Origin of the sequence: Streptomyces sp. NPDC006798 (assembly GCF_040635975.1) — a bacterium.
Lineage (GTDB): Bacteria > Actinomycetota > Actinomycetes > Streptomycetales > Streptomycetaceae > Streptomyces.
Window position 1 is genome coordinate 99,505 of sequence record NZ_JBEYIS010000020.1, and the last position, 18,362, is coordinate 117,866.

General features: G+C 71.7%; 23 protein-coding genes. 15 read left to right on the top strand and 8 right to left on the bottom strand.

All coding sequences use genetic code 11. The features are described 5' to 3' along the window. Positions 1-46: 46 nt before the first annotated feature. Positions 47-805 (bottom strand): HNH endonuclease family protein, encoded by a 759-nt coding sequence (locus ABZ714_RS16210; RefSeq protein WP_358825855.1) that lies wholly within the window; start codon positions 803-805, stop codon positions 47-49. Positions 806-950: 145 nt separating this feature from the next. Between ABZ714_RS16210 and ABZ714_RS16215 the strand changes: the two genes are divergently transcribed. The 6 genes from ABZ714_RS16215 to ABZ714_RS16240 all read left to right on the top strand — a co-directional run bounded on the left by ABZ714_RS16215 (position 951) and on the right by ABZ714_RS16240 (position 5,290). Further along, positions 951-1,370 carry a DUF4259 domain-containing protein gene (locus ABZ714_RS16215; protein ID WP_358825856.1) on the top strand — a complete coding sequence of 140 codons (420 nt, stop codon included), beginning with the start codon at positions 951-953 and terminating at the stop codon, positions 1,368-1,370. 325 nt (positions 1,371-1,695) lie between these two features. Beyond that, positions 1,696-2,007: a putative ATP-grasp-modified RiPP gene (tgmA, locus tag ABZ714_RS16220; RefSeq protein WP_358825857.1), complete on the top strand. Its 312-nt coding sequence runs from the start codon at positions 1,696-1,698 to the stop codon at positions 2,005-2,007. Next, positions 2,004-2,954, top strand: a complete 951-nt coding sequence (gene tgmB, locus ABZ714_RS16225) for an ATP-grasp ribosomal peptide maturase (protein ID WP_358825858.1) — start codon at positions 2,004-2,006, stop codon at positions 2,952-2,954. The genes tgmA and tgmB overlap by 4 nt, the downstream gene beginning before the upstream one ends. After that, positions 2,951-4,138, top strand: coding sequence for an ATP-grasp peptide maturase system methyltransferase (gene tgmC, locus ABZ714_RS16230; RefSeq protein ID WP_358825859.1), 1,188 nt, complete (start codon positions 2,951-2,953; stop codon positions 4,136-4,138). The genes tgmB and tgmC overlap by 4 nt, the downstream gene beginning before the upstream one ends. A 163-nt stretch (positions 4,139-4,301) precedes the next feature. Further along, positions 4,302-4,676 carry a PadR family transcriptional regulator gene (locus ABZ714_RS16235; protein WP_358825860.1) on the top strand — a complete coding sequence of 125 codons (375 nt, stop codon included), beginning with the start codon at positions 4,302-4,304 and terminating at the stop codon, positions 4,674-4,676. Beyond that, complete coding sequence (locus ABZ714_RS16240; RefSeq protein ID WP_358825861.1) at positions 4,673-5,290, top strand: hypothetical protein; 618 nt, start codon at positions 4,673-4,675, stop codon at positions 5,288-5,290. Before ABZ714_RS16235 ends, ABZ714_RS16240 begins: the two co-directional genes overlap by 4 nt. 174 nt (positions 5,291-5,464) lie before the next feature. On the opposite strand, the gene ABZ714_RS16245 is transcribed toward ABZ714_RS16240, so the two are convergent. Continuing rightward, positions 5,465-6,025 carry a GNAT family N-acetyltransferase gene (locus ABZ714_RS16245; RefSeq protein ID WP_358825862.1) on the bottom strand — a complete coding sequence of 187 codons (561 nt, stop codon included), beginning with the start codon at positions 6,023-6,025 and terminating at the stop codon, positions 5,465-5,467. Positions 6,026-6,141: 116 nt separating this feature from the next. On the opposite strand from ABZ714_RS16245, the gene ABZ714_RS16250 reads away from it, so the two are divergent. Then, positions 6,142-6,834 carry a HEAT repeat domain-containing protein gene (locus ABZ714_RS16250; RefSeq protein WP_358825863.1) on the top strand — a complete coding sequence of 231 codons (693 nt, stop codon included), beginning with the start codon at positions 6,142-6,144 and terminating at the stop codon, positions 6,832-6,834. A 5-nt stretch (positions 6,835-6,839) separates the two neighbouring features. Then, positions 6,840-7,859, top strand: a complete 1,020-nt coding sequence (locus tag ABZ714_RS16255) for a HEAT repeat domain-containing protein (RefSeq protein WP_358825864.1) — start codon at positions 6,840-6,842, stop codon at positions 7,857-7,859. A 5-nt stretch (positions 7,860-7,864) separates the two neighbouring features. Here the strand turns inward: ABZ714_RS16255 and ABZ714_RS16260 are convergent, their stop codons facing one another. Further along, entirely contained in the window at positions 7,865-8,620 is a 756-nt protein-coding gene (locus ABZ714_RS16260) for a hypothetical protein (RefSeq protein ID WP_358825865.1), read from the bottom strand. 128 nt (positions 8,621-8,748) lie between these two features. Between ABZ714_RS16260 and ABZ714_RS16265 the strand changes: the two genes are divergently transcribed. Next, entirely contained in the window at positions 8,749-9,195 is a 447-nt protein-coding gene (locus ABZ714_RS16265) for a GNAT family N-acetyltransferase (protein WP_358825866.1), read from the top strand. 490 nt (positions 9,196-9,685) lie between these two features. Continuing rightward, entirely contained in the window at positions 9,686-10,120 is a 435-nt protein-coding gene (locus ABZ714_RS16270) for a DoxX family protein (RefSeq protein WP_358825867.1), read from the top strand. Between the two features lie 262 nt (positions 10,121-10,382). Here ABZ714_RS16270 and ABZ714_RS16275 read toward each other — a convergent pair whose 3' ends face one another. From ABZ714_RS16275 to ABZ714_RS16285, 3 genes are read right to left on the bottom strand one after another with little or no spacing between them, the layout of a single operon-like run. Then, positions 10,383-10,553: a hypothetical protein gene (locus ABZ714_RS16275; RefSeq protein WP_358825868.1), complete on the bottom strand. Its 171-nt coding sequence runs from the start codon at positions 10,551-10,553 to the stop codon at positions 10,383-10,385. Then, entirely contained in the window at positions 10,550-10,795 is a 246-nt protein-coding gene (locus ABZ714_RS16280; protein WP_358824540.1) for a hypothetical protein, read from the bottom strand. Before ABZ714_RS16280 ends, ABZ714_RS16275 begins: the two co-directional genes overlap by 4 nt. Next, the gene (locus tag ABZ714_RS16285; protein WP_358825869.1) at positions 10,785-10,991 is read right to left on the bottom strand and encodes a hypothetical protein; all 207 of its coding nucleotides are present in this window, start codon (positions 10,989-10,991) and stop codon (positions 10,785-10,787) included. Before ABZ714_RS16285 ends, ABZ714_RS16280 begins: the two co-directional genes overlap by 11 nt. 93 nt (positions 10,992-11,084) lie before the next feature. On the opposite strand from ABZ714_RS16285, the gene ABZ714_RS16290 reads away from it, so the two are divergent. The 5 genes from ABZ714_RS16290 to ABZ714_RS16310 all read left to right on the top strand — a co-directional run bounded on the left by ABZ714_RS16290 (position 11,085) and on the right by ABZ714_RS16310 (position 14,625). After that, positions 11,085-11,927: a helix-turn-helix transcriptional regulator gene (locus ABZ714_RS16290; RefSeq protein WP_358825870.1), complete on the top strand. Its 843-nt coding sequence runs from the start codon at positions 11,085-11,087 to the stop codon at positions 11,925-11,927. After that, on the top strand, positions 11,924-12,133 hold the full coding sequence (locus ABZ714_RS16295) for a DUF397 domain-containing protein (RefSeq protein WP_358825871.1): 210 nt from the start codon (positions 11,924-11,926) through the stop codon (positions 12,131-12,133). The genes ABZ714_RS16290 and ABZ714_RS16295 overlap by 4 nt, the downstream gene beginning before the upstream one ends. A gap of 50 nt (positions 12,134-12,183) precedes the next feature. Next, positions 12,184-12,390 carry a DUF397 domain-containing protein gene (locus ABZ714_RS16300; protein WP_358825894.1) on the top strand — a complete coding sequence of 69 codons (207 nt, stop codon included), beginning with the start codon at positions 12,184-12,186 and terminating at the stop codon, positions 12,388-12,390. A gap of 83 nt (positions 12,391-12,473) precedes the next feature. After that, positions 12,474-13,760 carry a hypothetical protein gene (locus tag ABZ714_RS16305; protein WP_358825872.1) on the top strand — a complete coding sequence of 429 codons (1,287 nt, stop codon included), beginning with the start codon at positions 12,474-12,476 and terminating at the stop codon, positions 13,758-13,760. Positions 13,761-13,878: 118 nt separating this feature from the next. Continuing rightward, positions 13,879-14,625, top strand: coding sequence for an ABC transporter (locus ABZ714_RS16310; RefSeq protein ID WP_358825873.1), 747 nt, complete (start codon positions 13,879-13,881; stop codon positions 14,623-14,625). Positions 14,626-14,714: 89 nt separating this feature from the next. On the opposite strand, the gene ABZ714_RS16315 is transcribed toward ABZ714_RS16310, so the two are convergent. Both ABZ714_RS16315 and ABZ714_RS16320 read right to left on the bottom strand, forming a co-directional pair. Further along, positions 14,715-15,650: a phosphotransferase gene (locus tag ABZ714_RS16315; protein WP_358825874.1), complete on the bottom strand. Its 936-nt coding sequence runs from the start codon at positions 15,648-15,650 to the stop codon at positions 14,715-14,717. Between the two features lie 3 nt (positions 15,651-15,653). Beyond that, complete coding sequence (locus ABZ714_RS16320) at positions 15,654-18,317, bottom strand: ATP/GTP-binding protein (RefSeq protein WP_358825875.1); 2,664 nt, start codon at positions 18,315-18,317, stop codon at positions 15,654-15,656. Positions 18,318-18,362: the final 45 nt, after the last annotated feature.

Below are 18,362 nucleotides of genomic sequence, written 5' to 3' on the forward strand. Positions count from 1 at the left end.
CACACGGTCCGGAGGCGCCGGCGCCGCCCCTCGCGGCCCGGTCCGGTCAGCCCGCGCACTGCCTCAGCATCGCCGTCTTGTCCGCCGCCGTCACCGGAAGTTCGTACTTCTCGGCGACCTGCGCGAACCGCACCGCGTACGAGCAGCGGACCTTCTTGTTCGGCGGCAGCCAGGACGCGGGGCCCGAGTCCCGCTTCGCGGAGTTGGCGCGCCCTTCGACCGGGAGCAGGTTGAGCGCGTCGTTCGCCAGCCGCTCGCGCTTCTCGGCGCTCCACCGGGAGGCGCCCATCTGCCAGCTGTACGACAACGGGACCACATGGTCGATCTGGACCTCGGCCGCCTTCGCCTTCTTCCAGGCGATGTCCTTGCCGGTATAGGGGTCGTACAGGTCCATCGCGAGCACCACACAGTCGGAACCGGGCCGGAACTCGATGTTGCGGCCGTGGAGGACCAGCAGGTCGTTCCGGGTGTCGCAGCCGTTTCTCGCCAGCGGTACGCCGTCCGCCGTGTCCGTCCACGCGGTGCCGAACCGTTTCCGGTCGTAGCCCGTCCTCGGCCCCCGGCCCTTCGTGGCGAGCCCGGCGACGAGTTCGCGCGCGGCGGCCCGGTCCGCCTGTGCCGTCAGGGCGGCGAGCCCCGGTTTCGTGCCGCCGGGGTTGGCCAGCGGGCTGACCGCGCCCGCCGCCGCGCCGGGTGCGGGGCCGGAGCCGTCCGGGGAGGCGCCGCTCTCGCAGCCGGTGAGCAGCAGGGCCGTACCGGCCAGGGCGATCACACACGATATGGGGTCCTTGTGACTGTTCTTCACGTCCGCAGACTACTGACCGGATCGGCCGGAGTGCGCCCCTGGCGGGGGCGTTGTCGGTGGGCCGTGTCACGATCGTCGGAGAGCAGACATCAGGGTGGGCGGGGCGGGCGCGACAGGCGACCGCCCCTGTGGGAGGGACAGCACGATGGGCGCCTGGGACATTGGACCTTTCGACAACGACACGGCGGCGGACTTCTCCGGCCATCTGGACGACGCGGAGCCGGAGGCCCGTGAGGCGTTGATCCGCCGTACGCTCGCGGAGGCGGCGGACACCCCCGGTGACGCCTTCCTCGACAGTTACGAGGGGTATCGCGCGGTGGCCGCCGCCGCGCTGGTGGCGGCGCAGTGCCCGGACGGCGAGACGGTCAATCCGAACTACGGCCCGAAGAAGCCGGTGCCGGTGCTCGCCCCGGACCTCCGCCCCCTGGCGATCGCCGCCATCGACCGCATCACGGCCCCCGAATCGGAGGCGGCCGAACTGTGGGAGGGCGAGGACGCGGTGGAGTGGCGGAAGCTGGCCGCCGGGATACGGGGCGTGCTCGCGGCGAACGTGGTCGCGCCGTAAGCGGGACCGGGTCATGAGCCGGATCGAGTCGTAGCGGACGGCGGACGGGCGTACGTCACCGGTGCTCCCGGCCTCCCGTACTCCCGGCCTCCCACAGCCGGGGGCTTGCCCGCCGGGGCTTCCGCCGGTGGTCCCTATCGTCGGGGGTTCGCCTCGGAGTGCGCCGCCGTGCCCCGGTACGCCCCTTTCGGTGGGGTCGGATCCGGGCAGATTCCCAGTCCTGACATGAGTACGGCCGCCTTCGGGTCCGGACCCCGGGGGACGGGGCCCGGCCCCGGAGGCGGATGTCACGGACCGGAGATCCGTATCCGCGATGGAGGACCAGGTGTTCCAGCACTCCGATCGGCTCCCGACCAGTTCGCCGTTACCCCGGGGGCATCTCACCCCCGTCCCGTGGGGTGTCCGGCGGATGGCCCCCTACCCGGCGATGGCCCCCGGCTACGACCGGGCCGAAATCGACCCGGCCACACAGACCACCCGCTATTACGGCGCCGACGGCCGGATCGTCGCGATGCCGGGCCACGGCACCAGTACCGGGACGAACCCCGCGACCAATACCGGTAATCCGTCCGACGGCAACGCCCCCGGCGGCAGCGGCGGCGGTGACCAGGACACGGGGAACGACAGCGACCAATGACCCACCCCGGGCCGGTGCTGATCGTCACCATGATCGACGATCCGACCGCCGATCTGGTGATCGACGAGCTGTACGACCGGGGCGTCCCGGTCGTACGGCTCGACTCCGGGGACTTCCCCGCCGCCCTCTCCTTCGCGGCGACCATCGGGGAGCGGGGTGTCGGCGGGTCCCTGACCACCCCCACCCGTTCGGCTGATCTTTCCCGCGTCCGGTCCCTCTACTACCGGCGGCCCAGCGGTTTCGCCTTCCCCCATCTGTCCGAGGAGGACGCCCGGTTCGCCACCACCCAGGCCCGGTACGGCCTCGGCGGCGTACTGGCGTCGCTGCCCGGCTGTCTCTACGTCAACCATCCGCACCGGATCGGGGACGCCGAGTTCAAGCCGTCCGGGCTGGCCGTCGCGGCGGGGTGCGGGCTGCGGATCCCGGAGACGCTGATCACCTCCGACCTCGGCGCGGCCAGGCGGTTCGTCCGGCGGTACGCGCCGGTGATCTACAAGCCGCTCTCCACCCCGCTGTACCGGGTGGACGGGGTGTCCTGCACCGTCGAGATCGCCGAGGTGACGGCGGGCCAACTGGACGAGAGCGTCTCCGGTACCGCGCATCTCTTCCAACGGCTCGTGGAGAAGGTCGCGGACGTCCGGGTGACGGTGATCGGGCGCCGCGTCTTTCCCGTCCGGATCGATTCGGATCTGCTGGACTGGCGGACGGACTACGAGAAGCTGTCGTACGGCGTCGTCCCCCTGCCCGAGGGCGTCGGGGCGGCGCTCCACCGCTACCTCGACCATTTCGGGCTGGTCTTCGGCGCGTTCGACTTCGCCGTGGACCGCGACGGCACCTGGTGGTTCCTCGAATGCAACCCGTCCGGACAGTGGGCGTGGCTGGAGCCGCCGACCGGACTGCCCCTGGTCGGGTCCATGGCCGACCTTCTGGAGCGTTCCCCCCGATGACCGAGACCACCGGATCGACCGAGCCGACCGGACCCGCCGAACCGACCGGCGACAGACGCGACGACGGATGCGGCGACAGACGCGAGGAGTTGGCCGCCGCCATCACGGCCAGTGGTGATCTGCGCTCCCCGGAGTGGCGGCGCGCGGTGCTGGACACCCCCCGGCACGAGTTTCTGCGCGGCGGGTTCTTCCGGCGCGTGGACGACGGGACGCGCACCGGCTGGGAGCCCGTACGCCCCGGGGACGAGGACTGGCTCCCGGCCTGCTACCGGGACGAGTCCCTGGTGACGCAGATCGCCGGGACGATCGTGCCGGCCGATCTCGACGGCCGGATCCACCGGCTGCCGACGAGTTCCAGCACGCTCCCCGGCCTGGTGGTCAGGATGCTGGAGGAGCTGGCCGTCGAGAACGGTTCGCGGGTGCTGGAGATCGGTACCGGCTCCGGCTACTCGACGGCGCTGCTCTGCCAGCGCCTGGGGGCCGCCCTGGTGACCTCGGTCGAGGTCGACCCGGATGTGGCCGGCCGGGCCCGGGTCGCCCTCGGCGCGGTCGGCCACCATCCCGAACTCGTGGTCGGCGACGGTCTGGCGGGCCATGCCGCGAACGCGCCGTACGACCGGCTGATCGCCACCTGCGGGGTGCTGGACGTCCCCGCCGCCTGGCTGGCGCAGGTCCGGCCCGGCGGGCGGATCGTGGCGACCGTCTGCGGCTGGCTCTACTCCTCCGAGCTGGCCTGCCTCACCGTGCGCGAGGACGGTACGGCGGCCGGACGGCTCCTCGGCGGCCAGGTCTCCTTCATGCTGGCCCGCCCGCAGACACCCCCGCCGCTGGGGATACTGCCGGATCTCGGGGACGGCCCCGAGCGGGAGAGCACGGTCGAGTGGGAGGCGCTGGACGACTGGACGGCCCGGTTCGTCGCCCAGCTCGCGGCCCCGGCCGCCCAGCGCTTCGGGCTGGCCCTCCCGGACGGCGAGCTGAAGGTGCTGCTGGACGTGGAGGCCGGCTCCTGGGCCGCGCTGCGCCGGGACGGCGACCGCTGGATCGTCCGGGAGGGCGGCCCGGAGCCGCTGTGGCGCCGGGTCGAGGACCGGATCACCGCCTGGCGGCGGGCGGGCTCGCCCGGTCTCGACCGCTTTCTGATCACCGTGGGCCCCGAGGGCCGGACGATCACCTGGGACGCCTGAGCGACTGCGACCGTACGACAGCGGTACGGGCGCGCGCGGGGCGCGGGGGCGCGGGCACGCGGGCCGCCGAGGCACGGGCGCACGACCGTCGCAGTAGCGCCCCCCTTCGGCCACCGAATGGCCGATTTCCCCCCTGCTTGCCCGACCAGGTATCTTGCATCGCATGGAACCAGGTGATTCGACCAAGCAGGCTCGGGCAGCCGCCCAACTGCGCAAGGGCGTCCTGGAGTACTGCGTACTCGCCCTGATGCGGGACCGCCCCCGCTACGGCGTGGAACTCCTGCACGCCCTGGAGGAGTCCGGTGCCCTGGCCACCAGCCAGGGCACGGTCTATCCGCTGCTCTCCCGGCTCCGCCGGGACGACCTCGTCACCACCACCTGGCAGGAGTCCGCCGCCGGACCTCCCCGCCGCTACTACGCCCTCACGGACAGCGGCCGGGCGGCGCTCGACGAGTTCACCCGGGTCTGGCCCGGTTTCCGCGACGCCGTCGACACCTTCCTGACCACCCCCCACATCACCACCGGAGACCTCGCGTGAAGACCTCTGCCGACCCCGTTCACGACTACCTGGCCGCCGTCGAGCGGGAGGGCTCCGCGCTCCCCGCCGACCGCCGCCAGGAGCTGGTCGCCGATCTCGCCGAGCACATCGAGATCGCCCGGGCCGAGCGCCCGGACACCCCGGTCGGCGAGATCCTCGCGGAGCTGGGCGACCCGAGGACGATCGCGGCGACGGCCCTGGCCGAGGCGGGGCACGGCACCACGGCCGGGCCCGGGGCCAACGGCACCCCGGCCTGGAGCACCCCGGAGGCCCCGGCCAGGCGCGGCAAGGTGCACCCCCTGGTTCCGCTGGTGATGCTGACCCTCTCGGTGCCCTTCATCATGATCTTCCCCGAGCAGCCGGGCCCGATATTCGGTGTGCTGTCCCGGGTCGTCGGCGCGGTGCTGCTGTGCACGTCGGCGCACTGGACCGCCGTCCGGAAGACGACCGGCGTCCTGCTGCTGGCCGTCCTGCCGACCGCGATCATCACCAGCTGGAACCTGGGCGGCGGCCCGATCAGCGACGCGGCGGCCTTCCTCGCCAACCTGGTGACGTTCGTCCTGCTGACCGGTGTGGCCACCTGGCTGTGGCGGTCCCGCCGCGACGCCGCCTGACCGGCCGCGGCCCGGCTCCGGGCGCCGTGTGGCCCCGGGCGCGGAGCGCCGAGGCGCCGTCGGACGACGGCCGGAGAGCCCGGCGGCTGCTGGTCCGGCTGCCGCCGGCCACCCCGCCGGAAGGTGACCCCGGGCGAGGCGCCCCGGCCCCGACGACCGCCTCCGGCCGGGGGGCTACCGCCGCCGGGCCCAGTCGGCCCGGCGGAGTTCGTACTCGACCTCACCGTGCTCGGAGCCCTCGATCGCCTCGGGCCAGTCCCCGGTGAAGTTCCGCAGGAACGAGAGCCCCGCCTTCTCCATGACCCGCCGGGACCGGGTGTTCACCGCCATCGTGTCGGCGACGACCCGTTCGACGCCGAGTTCGGTGAACCCCTTGTCGATCAGGGCCCGGGAGCCCTCGGTGGCGTACCCCCGGCCCCACGCGGTCTTGTTCAGCCGGTAGCCCAGCTCGACCACGGCGGTGTCGTCGTCGGCCACGGGCCGGAATTCGAACCAGCCCAGGAAGACACCGCTCGCCTTCTCCTCCGCCGCCCAGTAGCTGCGGATGCCGAGGACCGGATGGTCGGCCAGCAGCCGGGGCAGTACGGACGTCCGGACCGTCTCGCGGCTGACGGGCTTGCCGCCGTTGATGAACCGCGTCACGTCGGGGTCGTTGTCGAGGGCGACGAGATCGGCCAGGTCGGCGTCGGCGAAGGGGCGCAGTACGAGCCGCTCGGACTCCAGGAAAACGGACATCCCGCGATCCTCACCGCGCCCCTCGGGCTCCGCCACCGGATTTCCCGGCGGGCAGCAGGGCCGGGCGGCCCGGCTCCGCTTGACCTTGGCACTGTGACAGGGTCTTTCCTGGCGGTATGCCGAACAAGGACATCCCGAACAAGGGCCTGCCGAACGAGGACATCTCCACGTCACCGGTGCTGCGGGCGCTGGGGCACATCGACACATCGATCCGGCTGCGGGCCGCGCTCGCGATCGGTACGGCCCCGGACCCCGGGTACGTCGAGGCGCTGGTCGCCCGGTGCGGCGTCGAGCCGGAGTTCTCCGTACGGGAGAATCTGACCTGGGCCCTGACCCGGCACTCCGCCCGGCAGACGGTCCCCCTCCTCGTCGCCGAACTCGGCTCGGATCGGGCGCGGGCCCGCAGTCAGGCCCTGCACACCCTCTCCAAGATCGGCGACCGGGCGGCCTGGCCCGCGATCACCCGGGCGCTGCTGACCGACGCGGACGACGAGGTCGCGATGTGCGCCTGGCGGGCGGCGGTCGTCCTCGTACCCGAGGATGGGGAGCGGGAGCTGGCCGAGGTCCTGGCGACCCAGTTCGGCCGGGGGGACCGGCGGATGCGGCTGGGCCTCAGCCGGGCCGTGATCGCGCTCGGCGAGGCCGCCGTACCGTCCCTGCGGGCGGCGACGGCCGCCGCCGACCCGGACGTACGGGAGCACGCGCTCGCCACCGAGCGGCTGGCGCGCGACCCGGACGCCGGTTTCGGCTACGCGGTGGAGGAGGCGAAGCGCGTCGTGGCCCTCGGCCCGGACGCCCGGGAGGAGTGACGGGCATGCTGATCGGCGAGGTGGCGCGGCGGTCGGGGGTGAGCGCCCGGATGCTCAGGCACTACGACCGGGTGGGCCTGGTCCGTCCCACGGGCCGGACCGGTAGCGGGTACCGGGAGTACGCGCCCGACGACGTCCGGCGCCTCTTCCACGTCGAGTCCCTGCGATCCCTCGGCCTCTCCCTCCGGGAGGTCGGACGCGTCCTCGGCGATCCCGCCTTCCGCTCGCCCGATCTGGTGGACGATCTGATCCGCGAGACCCGGGAGCGGATCGTCCGGGAGACCGAACTCCTCACCCGGCTGCGGCTGATCAGCGCCGCCGGGCCCGCCGACTGGGACGACGTCTTCCAGATCGTCTCCCTGCTCCAGGGCCTGCGTTCGGAGAGCCCCGGCCTGCGGCAGCGCGCGGCCCTGGCGTCCGGCTCCGCCGACGGGGACCCCCTGCCGGTACGGGCGCTGGCCGAGGCCGCCCTCACCGAGGGGGACCCGAATGTCGCCGGGGCGATCCGCTGGGCCCTGGCGCACTCCGGTGACGGCGGTGCCGGTACGGCGGCCCTGCTGGCGGACGGCCTCGAATCCCCCGACCCCGCCGTCCGCGAACGCGCCGTCCGCACCCTCGCCGAACTGCCCGGCGACGCGGCGGCCTCCGCGCTGCGGACGGCCCTCGCCCATCCCGACGAGACGGTACGGGGGTACGCGGCCCTGGCACTCGGGGAACGCGGCACGGCCGACGCGATCCCGGTACTGGTCGACCTGATCGTCTCCGGCCGCAACGACACGCAGGCCGCAGACGCGCTGGCGGGCCTGGCGGCGGACCCGGCCTCGAACCAGGCGGCGGCCCGGATCACGACGGCCCTCACCGACCGCCTCCCCCACACCGGTCTCCCCGCCCGCCGCCGCATCGCCCAAGCCCTCGCGGACATCCCGGGCCCGGCGTCCACCGACGCCCTGCGCGCCCTGGCGGCCGACGACGACCGGGCGGTGGCGCTGACGGCGGCGTACGCGCTGCGGATGCGGGGCGCTTAGCGCCGTCAGGCGCGCTTCTCGGTGGCGGTCCGGAACCGCAGGGTGAGTTCGGCGGCATCGGCGAGGCTCTTCCCCTCCGGCAGCACGACACTGCCGAGTGTGCCACGATCGGTCCATGCGCAGATGACCCCGCGCGCGCCGTCGTTCACCACATAGCCGCAGCTCAACCGGCCGCCCCAGGGGCCCGCGTCGAAGGCGGTGACGCCGGTCGCCTTCGCCCCGGCGAAGAAGTTCAGCATCTCGTTCGCCATCGTGCGGGAGCGCTTCTCGGCGGCCAGTCCCTTGTCCCATTCGGCGGTGTTGATATGGAGGGCGGCTTCCATGGGCTCCTCGCCGGGCCCGTCGTAGAACCACAGCTTGCCGGACATCTTCGGCGCCGCTTCCTCGTACAGGGCGGCTTCCTCGCCGGTGAGCAGCCGGTACGCGCCGACGCGCGGGGCCGCCTCGATCACCCGCTCCGGGATCCCGGCTCCCGCGTCGGCGCTGGCGGGCTCCCCCTTCTCGATACCGAGGACCCGGATCAGACCTCCGACGGCGACGATAAGCAGTACGCCGCAGATGATGTTGCGCCGCCGCCGGGCCACGGCACCGGCCCGCTCGGCGCCGTCAGCTCCGTCGACACCGACCGGCACCGGCCCTCGCCGCCAGGACCGGGTGGCGTACCAGATGGCGCCCATGACGGCGGCGGTGACGAGAAGGACCCCGATCACCTGACCGGCGGCGTAGCTCTGCGATTCGGTATCGATGGACAACGTGTACATGCCGAGATCGTAAGGATGATCATCCAGTCGGCCCACGCCGTTTCCGGCACCCGTCGGCGCTCCCGGCCCGATACGGAACCGCCCGACTCCCCAACTCCCCGCGACGGAGCCGTGCGACGATGCCGCGCATGGAGATCCATCCAGCACCGGCCCAAGTGGCCGACTTCCATCAGGTTCTCGCCGACCACCCCCGCTACTGGGGCGACCGGGACCTCAGATCGCTGCATCTGCTGGCCATGGTCCAGGAGTTCGGCCCCACTTGCCTGGTCGCCAGGGCCGAGGACGGGATCCGGGGCTATGTCTTCGGCTTCGTCACCCCGGACGGCACCGGCTACGTCCATCTCATCGCGACGCGGGACGACTACCGGGGCACGGGTCTGGGGCGCCGGTTGTACGCGGCCTTCGCCGAGGCGGCGGCGGGCCAGGGGGCGCGTCGGCTGAAGGCGATCACGGCCATCACCAACACCCGCTCCATCGAATTCCATCGCGGCCTGGGCTTCGACGCGGAGTTCGTCGACGACTACGACGGTCCGGGCCGGACGATGACCGTCTTCCGCCGGGATCTTCCGCTGTAGGAGCCGGGCACCCCGCCTGACGGCAACCGGGGGCGCCGGTGGCCGTCAGGCGGGGACCGCGTCGCCCCCACCGGTCGGGATGTCTACCGAGCAGAGGCCGGGGTATCCACACCCGGGAGCTCCGTGTGGCGCGTGATGGTGGGCCGGGTGGCTCTGGTTCACGGGCCGGTCGGGTGACCGCTCCGCCGGTCGCACGGCGGCCGGGCCGCTCCGGTGGGGATCCTGGCCGGGTTCTCGTCGCCGGGGGACGGCGGAGTCGTCGTGGAGGTTTCCGGGCCGTGACCCCCGGTGAGCACGGTCTCCGTCCACCTCATGGGCCGGTCCCGGCCAGTGCGGGAGGCCGCGCGGGATCCCCGGCCCGGTTAGCCGTACCTCACCGGCGGGATGCCGTACACCGGCGCGCACACCGCGGGCCGACCAGCGGCGGCCCCGACGGACAGGCCCGAACCACCCGGACCACCACCACCCGCCTTCCCGGACGGAGCCCCGTATGGAACCCCTGATCACCTTGATCGTCGGCTTCGGCGCCGCCCGGCTGGCCGGACTCGCCGGTGTGGACGCGCTCGACAACTGGCAGGCGTCGCTGCGCGTCGGGCTCGCCCTGATGTTTCTGCTGACCGCGTTCGCCCACTTCCAGCCCCGGCTCCGCGCCGACCTCATCGGGATGGTGCCACCGAGCCTGCCCCGGCCCGACCTCCTGGTCACCGTCACCGGCCTGCTGGAGTTCGCGGGCGCGATCGGCCTGCTGATCCCGGCGACCGCCCCCTGGGCCGCGCTCTGCCTGGCCCTGCTGATGATCGCCATGTTCCCGGCCAACGTGTCCGCCGCCCGACGACAGGTGGCACAGGGCGACCCCATCGGGCCCCGCACGGCACTTCAGATCCTCTTCATCGCGGCTGCGATCCTCGCCGCCGTCAGGACGTGACGTCTTCGTCGGGGTGGGTCCGGCGGTGTGACGGAGTACGCAGCGGGGACAGGCGTACAGCACGACGGGCGGCCCGCTCGTCCGCTCTATCACCCCGACTTCGACGGGTGCGCAGGTTCGTTGGCCGCATTGGACGCAGGTGGCGTCGACGGGCTCGGGGGCCTGGGCGAGCAGGGCGTCGCGGGTCATGGCGGGGTTCTCCACGGTTCCCCCGGCGGGCGGTCGGCGGGTCCGCCGGGGGAAGTCCTTCGTGCGGGGTGGATCAGTCCTCGGCCGTCGTCCGGGGGCGGTGGTGTTCGGCGTCCCGGTGGCGCTGGAGCAGTACGCGGCAGTCGACGGCCAGGGACTGATCCCCCGCGGCCTTCGCCGCGCGTTCCTGCTCGACCAGCTCACGGCAGAGCGTGCACCTGGGGGCGGTGGGCTGGTCGGTCATCCGAGGTCCCCCTTGCTGGACCGCTCATTGGCCTCAGCGACAGCCTCGGCAAGCAGCTCGGCCGTGGTAACCGGGCGGAGATCGGCGGCGGGCACGTCCCACTCGATCCCGCCACCGATGGGCCGGAGCCAGTAACGGCCGTACGTACGGTCCATCACCCGGCCGACCTTGTCGCGGGTCGCATCGCGGGCGTTGCCGCCGATCTGCGGGGTCCAGTCAGGGGTGTTGTTGTCAGTGCGCATGGGTCCGCCCCCTCCGCAGCCGGGCCGTCTCGTTCTGCACGAGCCGCCGGAGGGCGGCGAGGACCGTGATGAGGGTGTCCCGGTCACGGGCGTATCCGGTACGCGGTACCCAGTCCGGCGCGAGCCCCCAATAACCACCGGCCGCGATCAGAGCATCCAACTGGGGTTCCCGGGCCGGACTGTGGACAACAGGCATGGCCAACTCCTTTCTGTAGCGTTCCGACTACGTGGAGCATCAGGGTTGCCTAGAGTTGAAGTCTCTTCAACGCACTCATCCGTGGAGGGCACATTGGTGAACCGTAAGGAGCTGAACCCCGAAGGAAGCCCGCAGGAAGCGTTCGGAGCACGTTTACGCAGGGCTCGCGAGGGGCGCGGCTGGACACAAGACGAGCTGGCCGAACGAATGGGCTATTCGGGCCGCCATATCTCGGCCGTCGAAACCGGCCGCAAACCGCCGACCCGCCGCTTTTCGGCTGGTGCTGACACCATGTTCGGCCTCGAAGGATCCGTAGACACGTTCGAACGCCAGTGGCGTGAGATCAGGCACGGCGCATTGCTGGAGGGCTTCCCCGAGTACGTCGGTTACGAGGGACGGGCGGCCGAGATCCGCCTGTTCGACGTAGGAGTCATTCCGGGCCCGCTTCAGACCCGCGAGTACGCGACGGCCATTGAAGCCGGGCACGTCAAGCGGGGCACCCTCACTCAGGATCAGGCCAACGAGCGGGTCGACTTCCTGATAGAGCGCCAAGCAGCGCTAGCTCGGCGCCCCCTGGCACCACTGCTGATCGCCGTACTGGACGAGAGCTGTATCCGGCGCCAGATCGGTGGACCTGATGTCATGAACGCCCAGTTGGAACATCTGGTCCAGTTCGCCGAGCAGCCGAGCACATCGCTCCAGATCACACCGTTCAGCATGGGCGAGCGACGACCGTTGAATCGATTGCTGCACTTGCTGACCCTGGTGGATCGATCCGTACTCGCCTATGTCGAATCCCAGACCCAGGGCTACTTGGAACGGGAGATCACCGCCGTTCTGCCGCTGGTGAGGGCCTACCATCAGCTACAGACAGACGCCCCCTCGCAAGCGGAATCTGTGGCCATGATCAATCAGGTACGAAAGGGCACCTCGTGACGATCGACTCCCTGAGCTGGATCAAGTCTTCCTACAGCGGCAGCGGCGGCTCCTGCGTCGAGTGGGCCCCCAAGCACACCGCGATAACCGGCATCGTCCCGGTCCGCGACTCCAAGAACCCCACCGGACCGGCCCTCGCCCTCCCCGCGCAGGCGTTCTCAGCCTTCCTGACGGGCGTCAAGTCCGGCGACTTCAAGGCCGTCTGACCCCGCCGTACGCTGGCCAGGTAGCTCCAACAGCGGCTGTGAAAGGGATCATCGTGACCGAGCCTGAGTTCTTCACGTCCTCCTACAGTTCCAACGGCGGCAACTGCGTCGAGATCGCCGCCAACCTGGCCGACACGTACGGCATCGTGCCCGTCCGGGACACCAAACTCCCGGACGGGCCCACCCTCACCATCCCCACCCCCGCCTTCGCCGCCTTCCTCACGGGCATCAAGGCCCACAGTCTCCACCGCGCCTAACCGCTGCGGGATACAACCATTCAGCCGCCCCGGTGGTCGGAAGGGTGAACCATCAGGCACTCGTCCAGAAATCCGGGGAACTAGTGACACGTACATCTCCACCCGCACGCAGACGTACCCGTACGGCCCTCGTGCTGGCGACGGCCCTGCTCGCCGGGATCGCCCCCGTGGCGCTGGGCGGCTCGGCGGCCGTCGCCGCGCCGCCCCTGACCGCCGAACCGGCGGCACAGGCCGGAACGGTCGTACAGCAGGGCGGCACCCTGATGGTGCCGTCCGGTACGGAGGGCCCGGTGACGACCCGGGTCACCGTCACGCAGGAAACGGCGACGACGGGACAGCTCAAGGCACGGCTGATCGTGCCGTGGTTCGAGTGGAACCTGCCCAGTGAGAGCCGGTTCGACCTGCACGTCACCCCGTCCTGCGCGGTCGACGGCGGCGACTTCCAAAGCTGCTCCTGGGACACCGTCGGCGGTGCGCGGCTCCCCGTCACGGCCGCCGCGAAGACGGTCACGTACGACATCCGTATCGACGCGGGCTACTACGCGTCCCACCTCAGCGAATTCCCGGTCACCCTCGAAGTCACCGCCGAGGACGGAACCGTCGTCGCGAGCGGACCGGTGACCTTCAACTTCTTCCCCGGAACCCCGGAACCCGAGGTACGCACCACGATCCTCGCCCGGGACAAGACCGGAAACCTCTGGCAGTACGAGAACACCGGGCGGGCGGACAAGCCGCTCAGCGCCCGCAAGCGCGTCGGCTGGGGCTGGGACGTCTACACCTCCATCACCGGCCTGAACTACCGGACGGCGACCGGCCGGGGCGACGTCGTGGCCCGGGACAAGCAGGGAGTGCTCTGGATCCACCGGGGCTCCGGGAACCCCGAGTCCCCGTTCAAGCCACGCGAACGGGTCGGCGGCGGGTGGAACCAGTACGACGCGATCTTCGCCGGGGCCGGCCATCTCAACGCCCGGGACAAGGACGGAAACCTCTGGCGCTACGACGCCACCTACCCCGACCGGGAAACCGGCACCGTCCCCACCAAGCCCTTCCACGACCGGCGCAAGATCGGCTTCAGCTGGCACATCTACAACCTGATCGCGGGCGAGAGCACCGGTTACAGCGCCGTGGCGCGGGACAAGGCCGGGGCCCTCTGGTCGTACCGCCACGAATCGCACGGCTACGGCCCGCGCGTCCGGATGGCGGGCAACGGGAACGGCTACGACGCCATGCTCTGGACCCGGGACTTCCACGGCGCCGACCGGAGCAACCTCGTCGTCCGGGACAAGCAGGGCCGCCTCTGGAACAAGCACGCCGCCGACGGTTCCCAGCAGCTCGGCTGGGGCTGGGACATCTACAACGCCATCTTCTGACCTCACCCGGTCCCGGTCACGGCTCCGGTCCCGGCCACGGCATCGACTGCCGCGCCCGGGACCGGGACCGCCCGGTACGGTCGTACCCGCCGGATCTCCACAAGCCCTCAGGAGCAGTGTGTTCGTCGACCGGGTCTCCGTACCGCACGGGCTCCTGCCCGATCGCGCCGAGCGAGGCCGGTGGCCCTTCGACGTACCGGCGGTCGCCCAGCTCCTGGACGAGGGGCTGACGTTCACCCGGCCGGTGACCTTCCTGGTCGGGGACAACGGCTCGGGCAAGTCGACGCTGGTCGAAGCCGTCGCGGAGAGCTTCAAGCTGGACGCGTACGGCGGCCGTCTGGCCCGGGTGCACGGTCGCCCCGATCCGACGAAGACACCGCTGGGCGAGGTCCTACGTGCGGACACGACCCGAGTCGGGGCACGGATGCTCGCCGGGCCCCGCAAGAACAAGAAGGGTTTCTTCCTCCGGGCCGAGACCGCCTTCGACATGACCGAGAACCTCGGCGGCGTACACGGCTACTGGGCCGAGGACACCAGCGCCATGAGCCACGGCGAAGGGTTCCTCACCGTCTTCCGGGCCATGTTCGACGCACCCGGCTTCTACGTCATGGACGAGCCCGAGGCTGCGCTGTCGTTCACCTCGTGCCTCCAGCTCGTCGGCTTGCTGCACCAGCTCGGCGAAAGCGGGGCGCAGGTTGTATGCGCCACTCACTCCCCCGTCCTGGCGAGCACACCCGGCGCCGACATCATCGAGATCGACGAGCACGGCTTCCACCGGACCCAGTGGCAGGACCTGACCCTCGTCGACCACTGGCGTCGCTACCTCAGCGACCCCAACGCCTACCTCCGGCACATCGTCCCGTGACCGGGTGCATGCTCCAGCCGACCGACGGAAGCGGCCCCGCCCGCTCCTGACTGAATCACCGAGGGCGGGCAGGGCAGCGTCGCACCCTGTCAGCTGAAGGCGGGCGCCACTTCCTTGACGGAGTCCACAAATCCCAGCATCTCGGTATGGAGCGCCGCCTTCGCCGGATCGGGGAAGCGCACGTTGTGCCGGTAGTAGCGGTGGAACGCGATGATCAGCGCCGCGTGCTCGATCTCGACGGCCAGCGCGACCGTGGTGGTGTCCGCCTCCGGAACCACCTCCCGATAGCCGGAGACCAGGGCGTTGAACCGATCGGGCGCCAGCAGGCCGTCCACCTTGGCCAGTCCGATGGCCGCCATCCCCAGGTCCAGGAGGGGATCGTCCAGCGAGACGGTCTCCCAGTCGAGGACTGCCAGCCCGCCGTCCGGGCGGACGAGGAGGTTGTCGTCGAAGAGATCCCCGTGGACCACCGCGAGCGCACGGGTCCGGCCGGCTTCGAGCCGGTCCACCCGGTCGAGCCGTTCGGTGAGCCAGGCAGCGAAGTCCCGGTCCGCGAAACCGGGAATGAGCGCCCGATGCCCGGCCGAGAGCCGTCGGCCGCCGACCGGGATGTCCGAGAACCCGGGCGTCTCCGGCGGGACCCCGTGCAACCGGCCGAGGATGCGACCCGCCTCGGGCAACAGCTCCAGAGGGAGCGGTTGTACGACTCTGCCCTCGATCCACTTCTTGAGGACCACCGGTCGCCCGTCGAGCCGGGTGATCAGCGACCCGTCGACCGACGGGACGATCTCACTCGTGGGCATGCCCTGCCGGAACGCGGCCCGGGTATGTACCGCGAGCCGTTCGGCGCTCGGCAGATCGTGGTTGTCGAGGATGGTCAGCACGAACTCGCCCGTCGTGCTGATCAGATGGAAGCTGGAGTTCGCGGCGCCCCCGGCCAGAGGCTCCAGCCGGGCCTCGGCGAGCCCGTAGCTCCGGACGACCGCAGGTAGGTCGATACGGTCGATCGTGGTGTAGTTCGCCACCGTTCATTCCCCTCTGATCGCGGCGGCTTCCCGGCGCCGATCATCGACAAGAGCCGTCCAGCGTGCCTGTACCCGCGCCTGCCCGTCCAGCCATTCCGCGCGCGGGAGGTCTTCGGGCGGCGGATCGCCCGCCATGAGGTGGGCGAGTTCGAGGAGGTAGGCGAACTCCTCGCCCCGGACGCAGGCGCGCAGCCTGCCCCGGGCCTCCGCCCGCAGGGGTGCCGAGTCGAGGACGGTCGCGTGCAGGCATTCGGCGAGGCGGACGTACGCAACCGAGGACGTCAGCCCCGCCTCGTGCGCCTGGCGGGCGACGTCGTCGGCACGCTCCGGGAGGTCCTGGGCGACGCCCGCGTCACGGACGAGGGCGGCGATCCGGGTCTGTACCTCCGCCCAGCGGATCGAGACCTGTCCCAGCATCTCCTCGGCTCGGGCGATCTGTTCCGCCGCGCGCGGCCTGTCCTGGAAGGCGGCGGCGAAGGCGAGACATGCCTGGGAGAGGGCCGCTTCGCCGGGCTGGCCCGCTTGCAGGGCATCGTCGCGGCTCGTGGCGTAGGAGGAGCAGGCCAGGGCGGCGTTGCCCTGGCTCCACCACAGGTCGCCCAGGACCCGGTCGCGGCGTCCCTCGGTCCCGAGCGTCTCCGCCGCCGTACGGACCTGCGGGAAGCGGCCCATCCGGCGGGCGAGGTGGGCCAGGCCACGGGCGGCCGTGGGGGCGAGGCGGCCGCCCAGGTCGACCACCCGGCGCATGCCGGTCAGGGAGCCGTCGAACCGGCCCAGGTCGCGCTCGCACTCGGCGAGGAAGTACAGCGGGAGTTCGGTGAGCGCGTCCGGGAGCAGTCCGGAGTCCAGCACCGCGCGCAGCCGCTCCGCCGTCAGGCCCCGGTGCTGCCGCTGGCGCATCGCGATCGCGTTCAGCGCGGCGGCCAGGGCCTCGACGGGGCTCTCGGCCCCGCTGCCGTCTCCCCCGGCCGACGCCGCCGAAGCCGGGATCTCCAGGGGCTCCCAGACGAAGTCCTCGACGTACCGGAACGCCGCGTCCGCCAGCCAGCCGAGGCCGAGGGAGTAGTCCCGGGCGAGCCGCATGCCCTGGCGGAGCGCCGCTACCAGACGCGTACGGTCGCCGATCGCCTCCTGTTCCAGGGCGTCGAAGGCCCGCTGTGCCGCCCGGCGCCAGTCGGCGTCGCTCCAGCGGTCCTCACCCGTGGAGTCGGCCTCTCGGACGGCGTCGCGGACGAGGTCGTGTACCCGGTGGGGCCAGGGCGCCCCGGGATCCGTGTCCACGAAGGGCCGCTCGACCAGTTGCAGGGCCGGGGCGTCGTGGTCGAGTCCGGCGGCGGCGGTGGCCAGCCGGAGCGAGAAGGCGTCGAAGAGGCTCACCGCCCGCAGTACCTGCCGTACGTCCGGCGTCAGATCGCGGAAGGTACGGGTGACCAGGGCCGGGAAGTCGAGATTGAACTCGTCGGGCTCCGGGGCGCGCCCGTGGTGCCGGTAGAGGTCGAGGAAGCGCATCACCGCGAGATCCAGATACAGCGGCAGGCCGTGGGAGTTCGCGGTGACCAGATGCCGGGTCCGCCCGTCCATCAACGGCTGCCCGGCGACGGTGAGCCGTTCGCAGAGATAGGTCTCGCAGTCCTCGGCCGAGAGATAGCCGACGGTGTGCTGGCGGGGTTCGCCGGTCGCGCCGCCGACCAGCAGGGGCCAGTACCGCGGACCGGCCCAGTCGAGCTGGCCCTCCAGCTTCGCGTCGTCCCACTGGAGCCGGTTACGGCCGGTGACGACGAACAGCACATTGGGCATCAGCCAGACCATCCGCTGGATCAGGCGCTCCAGATCGCGATGCGTACGGCCGCCGACGTCCTCGAAGGTGTCGAGTAAAACCACGAGCGTCCCGCGCCGCTTGGCCGGGACCCGGCCGAGGTCCCAGGCGAGCAGATGGGCGTAGTAGCTCAGCGCCTCCAGATCGGGCTCGGCCTCCAGGAGGTCGGCCAGGCGGCGGCACTCGGCCAGGCCACGGACCTGGTGCCGGTGCTCCCGCAACGCCTGGACGAGTACGCCGAAGCCCTGGCCCAGTATCGAGCCGACCGTGCCCGGCATCGCCACGGCCTGGGCGACGTCCGCGAGTGCGGACTGCATCTGGCCGGAGAGCGACTGGGAGCCGGGGAAGCGGCTGAACCAGGTGCGCCGCCGGAGGTATTCGTCGATGGGCTCGCCGGGATGGTTCCGTTCCCAGTAGCGCTGGAAGGCGAGGTCGAAGGTCGGCATGGGATGGCCGAGTTCGGCCGCGCCGAGCCGGACGGCGAGCATCACGGACTCGAAGTCCCCGCCGGAGTCCCGGGACAGGTCGACCCGGACCGGTACCACTCGGCCGAGGTCCGGATCGAGGTCGGGCCAGTCGCCCCGGTGTCCCTCACCGCCCACCAGGTGCTCGGCGATGCCGCGCGACAGGGTGGTCTTGCCGATCCCGCCGACTCCGTAGAAGACGAGCGCATTGCGCCGCGCGGTCTCCAGGTCCTCCACGTCGAAGCCGGGGCCGTCGACCCGTTCCCGATGGCTCGCCAGAGCTGCCGCGACCGTCAGCCATTCGTCCCGCCGGTCGGCGAAGTAGTCGACCGCGTTCACCTCACGGTCGTTGGACCGGAAGAGTGCCCGTAAATCCGACCGCGTCACACGGCCCCCTGACTCGGTTGATGTGATGGCCCCCGGCACGGAAGG